Consider the following 5090-nt stretch of genomic DNA (forward strand, 5'->3'; position numbering starts at 1 on the left):
CACCCGCTACGACACCATCCTCGACTGGGCGGCCTTCGACACCTGGCTGGCCCGCATCCACGCGGCGCCCCTGGTCGCCTTCGACACCGAGACCGATTCGCTCGAGCCCATGAAGGCCCGCATCGTGGGCCTGAGCTTCTCCGACAAGGTGGGCGAGGCCTGCTACATCCCGCTGCGCCATGAGGGCCCGGACGCCCCTGTGCAATTGCCACTGGACGAGGTGCTTGCCAGGCTCCAGTCCTGGCTGGAAGACCCGGCCAAACCCAAGGTCGGTCAGAACATCAAGTACGACACGCATGTGCTGGCCAACCATGGCATCGCCATCCGCGGTTATGCCCACGACACCATGCTGCAAAGCTATGTGCTCGAAGCGCACCGCCCGCACAACCTGGAAAGCCTGGCCCTGCGCTTCACCGGCCGCAGTGGGCTCAGTTACGAGGCCGTGGCGGGCAAGGGCGCCCAGCAGATCCCGTTTGCGCAGGTGGCCGTGCCCGTGGCCTCGCAGTATTCGAGCGAAGACAGCGACCTCACCCTCAACGTGCACGAAGTGCTGTGGCCCCAGCTCGAGGCCGAGCCCGCCCTGCAGGACATCTACGCCCGCTTCGAGATGCCCGCCTCGCGCGTGCTGGCGCGCATCGAGCGCAATGGCGTGCTGATCGACCGTGAGCGCCTGCAGCAGCAGAGCCACGAGCTGGGCCAGCGCATCGTCGAACTCGAACAGCAGGCATACGAGCTGGCCGGCCAGCCCTTCAACCTGGGTTCGCCCAAGCAGCTGGGCGAGATCCTGTTCGTGAAGCAGGGCCTGCCCGTGGTCAAGAAGACGGCCACCGGTGCGCCCTCGACCAACGAAGAGGTGCTGGAAAAGCTGGCGGAAGACTACCCGCTGCCGGCCCGCATCCTCGAATACCGCAGCATGGCCAAGCTCAAGTCGACCTACACCGACAAGCTGCCGCTGATGATCAACGAACAGACCGGCCGCGTGCACACCAACTACGCCCAGGCCGTGGCCGTCACCGGGCGGCTCTCCAGCAACGACCCCAATTTGCAGAACATCCCGGTGCGCACGGCCGAAGGGCGCCGCATCCGCGAGGCCTTTGTCGCGCCGCCGGGCCACGTCATCGTCAGTGCCGACTACTCGCAGATCGAGCTGCGCATCATGGCCCACATCTCGCAAGACGAGAACCTGCTGAGCGCCTTTGCCCAAGGCATCGACGTGCACAAGGCCACCGCCGGCGAGATCTTCGGCGTGAGCCCGGACGAGGTCAGCAGCGAACAGCGCCGTTATGCCAAGGTCATCAACTTCGGTCTGATCTACGGCATGAGCGCCTTTGGTCTGGCCAAGAACCTGGGCATCGAGCGCAGCGCGGCCACGGCCTACATCGAGCGCTACTTCACCCGCTATCCCGGCGTGAAGCGCTACATGGACGAGACCCGCGAACAGGCCAAGGCACAGGGCTACGTCGAAACCGTGTTTGGCCGCCGCCTGTGGCTGCCCGAGATCAACAGCCCCAACGGCCCCAGCCGCGCCGGTGCCGAGCGGGCGGCCATCAACGCGCCCATGCAGGGCACGGCGGCCGATCTGATCAAGCTCTCCATGGTGGCCGTGCAGGATGCGCTCGATGCCCAGGGCAAGGCCACGCTGATGATCATGCAGGTGCACGACGAACTGGTCTTCGAGGTGCCCGAGGCGGAGCTGGACTGGGTCCGCACCGAGGTCCCCCGGATGATGGCCGGCGTGGCCCAGTTGCGCGTGCCCCTGCTGGCCGAGGTGGGGGTGGGCCCGAACTGGGAGGCCGCGCACTGACCGTGCTTCCTCCGAATGGCCGAGCAATGCTTGAAAGGTGTCACATAACTGTCATCAAGAAGACATGGGTGCCGTCCTAAGATTGAGCAACCGCGTCCTTGCTCTGGACGCGGCAACACGCTTAACAGGAAGTGCCCTCAGGTGTCAGGTGTCCCACGTTTGAAGTTGCTGAGCCGCGAACAGGCCATTCTCGAATTCAACCGCCGCGTGCTGGCCCAGGCCCAGCGCCAGGACGTGCCCCTGTTGGAACGACTGCGTTACGTCTGCATCGTTTCCAACAACCTCGACGAGTTTTTTGAAGTCCGCTTTGCCGACGTGCTGGAGGCCTCGCGCTCCCGCGGCACCGGCATCGACAAGGACTACCTCGCCGAGGTGGCCCGCGAAACCCACCAGCTGGTCGAAGAGCAGTACCGCATCTTCAACGACGTGCTCGGGCCCGAACTGCGCAGCGCCGGCATCCTCATCCTGAACCATGCCGAGCGCACCCCGGCGCAGCGCGAGTGGGTGGCCGATTTCTTCCGCCGCCAGGTGCGACCCCTGCTGGTGCCCATCGGGCTGGACCCTTCCCACCCCTTCCCGCAGGTCGCCAACAAGACGCTGAACTTCATCGTGCGCCTGGGTGGCCGCGATGCCTTTGGCCGCGACAACGACATCGCCATCGTGCGCATCCCCCGCGTGCTGCCGCGCGTGATCGAGCTGCCGGCGGCCGTGAGCGAAGGCAAGCAGGCCTATGTGCTGCTGTCCAGCGTCATCCGCGCCCACCTGGAAGAGCTTTTCCCCGGCCGTGAGATCGAGGCCTTCTCGCAGTTCCGCCTCACGCGCGACTCCGACATCGACGTGGACGAGGACGACGTCACCGACCTGCGTCAGGCCCTGCGCTCGAAGATGAGCACGCGCCAGTTCGGGCAGGCCATCCGCCTGGAAGTGGTGCGCAGCTGCCCCAAGGACCTGTCCGACTTCCTGCTGGAGCAGTTCGGCCTCAACCACCAGACGCTGTTCCAGGTCAATGGCCCGGTCAACCTGGTGCGCCTGACGCAGTTGATCGACCAGGTCGATGGCGACACGTGGCGCTTCCCGCCCTACAACGCCGGCTGGCCCCATGGGCTGCCCGATGACGGCGCCGTGTTCGAGCACCTGCGCAAGCAGGACGTCATGTTGCACCACCCCTTTGAGTCCTTCGATGCGGTGGTGTCCTTCCTGCGCGCGGCGGTCTACGACCCCGATGTCCTGGCCATCAAGCAGACGATCTACCGCACCGGCAGCGAGTCGGTGCTGATGGACCTGCTGCTGGAGGCCGTGCGCCGCGGCAAGGAAGTGCTGGCCGTGGTCGAGCTGAAGGCCCGCTTCGACGAAGAGGCCAACATCAACTGGGCCGAGCGCCTCGAAGCCCTGGGGGCCCAGGTCGTCTACGGCATCGTGGGCCTGAAAACCCACGGCAAGATGATGCTGGTGACGCGCCGCGAAGGCAGCCGCCTGCGCCGTTATGCCCACCTCTCCACCGGCAATTACAACCCCAAGACCTCCAAGCTCTACACCGACGTGGGCTACCTCACGAGCAACACCGAGCTCACGGCCGATGTGGACATGGTTTTCCAGCAGCTCTCCAGCCTCACCCAGGTGAAGGCCACCAAGCAGCTGCTGCTGGCCCCGTTTGCGATGCAGAAGCAGATGATCCGCCTGATCGGGCGGGTGGCCGAGTCGGCCCAGGCCGGCAAGCCGGCACGCATCGTGGTCAAGTGCAATGCGCTGACCGACGAGCCCCTGATCAAGGCCCTGGTCGAGGCCGGCCAGGCGGGCGCCGAGATCGATCTGATCATCCGTGGTGCCTGCATCCTGCCGCCGGGCGTGCCAGGGCTGACCGAGCGCATCCGCGTGCGCTCGGTGGTGGGGCGCATGCTGGAGCACACGCGGGTGCTGTATTTCCGCTGGGGCGAGGCCGAGTACGAAGAGGCCCTCTACCTCTCGAGCGCCGACTGGATGAACCGCAACATGACCCGCCGCATCGAGGTGGCCTGGCCGGTGCGCGAGCCGACCCTGCGTCAACGCGTGATCGACGAGTGCCTGGTGCCCTACCTGCTCGATGCCCGAGACGCCTGGCGCCAGGGCGGCGATGGCCGCTATGAGCGCGCGGGAAGCGATGGCCCCAGCGCCCAGCTGGCCCTGATGCAGCGACACCAGGCTGTCACCTGATGGTCACGGGTTTGCCGCCAGGCGCGGGCATGCTGCGTGAGCCTGAATCAGGGCCTGCCCGGCCACAGGCTGTTTGACCGACCGGAGCACCACATGGACCTCATCCTGTGGCGGCATGCGCAAGCCCATGCGCTGCCGCTGGACCCCGAACAACAGGCCCTGGCGGAGGCCGGTGAGCCGCTGACCGTGCACATCGAGCCGGCCCTTGACCTCGCCCGCACCCTCACGCCCAAGGGGGAGCGCCAGGCCGAGCGCATGGCCCACTGGCTCAACCAGCGCCTGACCGAGGCCACGAAGGTCATTGTCAGCCCGGCGCAGCGCACCCAGCAGACGGCCCTGGCCCTGGGGCGCCATTTCAAGACGCTCAACCAGCTCAACCCCCACGCCAGCGTGGACGACCTGCTGGCCGCCGCCCGCTGGCCCCGCGCCAAGGAGCCGGTGCTGATCGTGGGCCACCAGCCCACCCTGGGCCTGCTGGCCGCCCGCCTGATGACCGGGCAGGATCAGGCCTGGTCCATTCGCAAGGGTGCGGTGTGGTGGTTGCGCGGCCGCGAGCGCGATGGTGAACTGCAGGTGACGTTGCACGCGGTGCAGCAGCCCGACTTCCTCTGAGCCACAGACACAGGGCTTTGCACCCGGGGCCACAGGATCACCCCGGATCAACCCGATAATCGGTGCATGAGCACGACCATCGCCGCTGCACCGAGCGCCGACACCCCCTCTGCCGACGCCGCGCCCCTGCGCTGGCACCACCAGCACCCCGTGCGCGTGTACTGGGAAGACACCGACGCCGGGGGCATCGTCTTCTACGGCAACTACCTGAAGTTCATGGAGCGCGCCCGCACCGAGTGGTTCTCGGCCGCCCTGGGCGTGGGGCAGGAGCAGCTGCGCCGCTCGGGGCAGGGCATGTTCGTGGTCACCGACACCCAGTTGCGCTACCTCCGGCCCGCCCGGCTGGACGACCGGCTCGTGGTCACCGTGGCTGTGGCCGAGGTGGGCCGCGCCAGCGTCAGCTTTGCCCAGACCGTGCGCCGGGGCGACACCGTGCTCTGTGAAGGCCGCGTGCGAGTTGGGTGGGTGATGCCGGTGGCCGCGC

The 5090-nt window shown here is 67.2% G+C and carries 4 protein-coding genes; all 4 read left to right on the forward strand.

What is annotated here, in order from left to right:
* Positions 1–1804: DNA polymerase I (gene polA / locus QZ994_RS18565; protein WP_290877163.1), on the forward strand; the 1804-nt coding region annotated here is incomplete at its 5' end.
* A gap of 159 nt (positions 1805–1963) precedes the next feature.
* Positions 1964–3994: a polyphosphate kinase 1 gene (gene ppk1, locus QZ994_RS18570; protein ID WP_367172346.1), complete on the forward strand. Its 2031-nt coding sequence runs from the start codon at positions 1964–1966 to the stop codon at positions 3992–3994.
* A gap of 93 nt (positions 3995–4087) precedes the next feature.
* Complete coding sequence (locus QZ994_RS18575; RefSeq protein ID WP_290877168.1) at positions 4088–4606, forward strand: histidine phosphatase family protein; 519 nt, start codon at positions 4088–4090, stop codon at positions 4604–4606.
* A 66-nt stretch (positions 4607–4672) separates the two neighbouring features.
* A partial coding sequence (locus tag QZ994_RS18580) for a YbgC/FadM family acyl-CoA thioesterase (protein ID WP_290877171.1) occupies positions 4673–5090 on the forward strand: 418 nt, incomplete at its 3' end.

Origin of the sequence: Aquabacterium sp., assembly GCF_021768455.1 — a bacterium.
Classification (GTDB): domain Bacteria; phylum Pseudomonadota; class Gammaproteobacteria; order Burkholderiales; family Burkholderiaceae_C; genus Aquabacterium.